The 1,570-nt window shown below is 39.0% G+C and carries 2 protein-coding genes; both read left to right on the top strand.

Features of this window, described 5'->3' with window-relative positions; translation table 11 throughout:
* Positions 1-1,025 (top strand): AMP-binding protein (locus F6K37_RS41685; RefSeq protein WP_287257124.1); only part of this gene is annotated, 1,025 nt, incomplete at its 5' end.
* A 190-nt stretch (positions 1,026-1,215) separates the two neighbouring features.
* On the top strand, positions 1,216-1,570 hold a 355-nt coding region (locus F6K37_RS41680), incomplete at its 3' end, for a condensation domain-containing protein (protein ID WP_287257123.1).

Raw genomic sequence — 1,570 nt, 5'->3', positions numbered from 1 at the left:
AGTGGGGTAAAGGTCGTCGTTTTTTGAATGCTTATGGCCCTACTGAAGGAACCGTTTGCGCCACCGTTGCCGTGGTGAGTGGAGATGAAGAGAAACCTTCTATTGGTCGTCCCATTCCCAATGTAACGACTTACATCCTTGATTCTCATTTGCAACCGGTTCCTATTGGTGTAGCAGGAGAGATTTACATTGGTGGGGTGGGCTTAGCCCAAGGCTATTTAAACCGTCCTGAGTTAACTCAAGAGAAATTTATTTCTAATCCTTTTAGTCCAGAAATAGCTAGTCCAGAAATAGAAGAACGTTTGTACAAAACTGGAGATTTAGCGTACTATTTACCTGATGGAAAAATTGAGTTTTTAGGGCGAGTTGATCACCAGCTAAAAATTCGTGGTTTTCGCATTGAACCTGGAGAGATTCAAACAGTTTTAACTCAACATCCAGACGTAAAAGAGGCAGTGATAATGGCTTATGAAAAGCCTCCTGGTAATCACAGCCTTGTGGCTTATCTTGTTACTCAAAAATCGGAACTCGATCGGACTCAAGTCCGCAACTTCTGTAAACAGAAACTTCCTCTATACAAAATTCCTTCAGGGTTTGTATTTTTAGAAAAATTACCCCTTACTCCTAATGGTAAAATCGATCGTCGTGCTTTACCCACCCCCGACTTGTCCCAGAGACATCTTGGCGGAAATTTTGTCGCGCCCCGCACCTCCACTGAAACTGAATTGGCAACCATTTGGCGTGAGGTTTTAAAGATAGAACAGGTTAGCATCAACGATAACTTTTTTGAATTGGGAGGACATTCTCTGTTAGCAACTCAAGTAATTTCAAGGGTTCGAGAAGCCTATTCTATTGAGTTACCTGTGAGTTGCTTGTTTGAATATCCAACTATTCTCGAACTGGGAGAGAAAGTGATTGAGAAGCAATTTGAAGTATCAGAACTGGATGACCTAGAGCAGATTTTAAATGAGGTTAATGAATTGTCAGATGATGAAGTGGATGAACAATTACTAATGAATAATTAGTAATTATAGCAATTATTATAGCTATGAGTTACGAAGCGATCCCCCTAAATCCCCCTTAAAAAGGGGGACTTTGAGGTTGAGAAGCGTACCTCAAAAATTCCAGAAAAGCTATAGCAATTCTTTATTAAGAATGATCAAACTTGTATAGATTCGTCTATATTAATTTAATTGATAAAAAAACTGATGACTGATGAGTGACTTACTAAAACGGCTTGAAAATATTCCATTACACAAGCGCGAGCTGGTGTTGAAAAAACTGAGGCAGAAACCAAAAAAATCAGTTATAGAAAAGGTAAAACAGAACCCGTCAATTAAACCAGTCTCAAGGGAAAAACCTATTCCCCTATCTTTTGCTCAAACTCGATTATGGTTTCTCGATCGACTGGAAGAACAAAGTTCTCATTACAATGTTCCTTTATATTTAGAATTGAAAGGAGATCTTAATCCTGATGCTTTGACGAAAGCCATTACAGAGATTATACAACGCCATGAAGTTCTACGAACTAACTTTCGTCTGATTGATGACCAACCTGTGCAGATAATAA

It is taken from the genome of Moorena sp. SIO4E2, assembly GCF_010671945.1.
Taxonomy (GTDB): domain Bacteria; phylum Cyanobacteriota; class Cyanobacteriia; order Cyanobacteriales; family Coleofasciculaceae; genus Moorena; species Moorena producens.
Note: the sequence above shows the minus strand (reverse complement) of the source record. Positions and strands in the feature narration are given on the sequence as shown.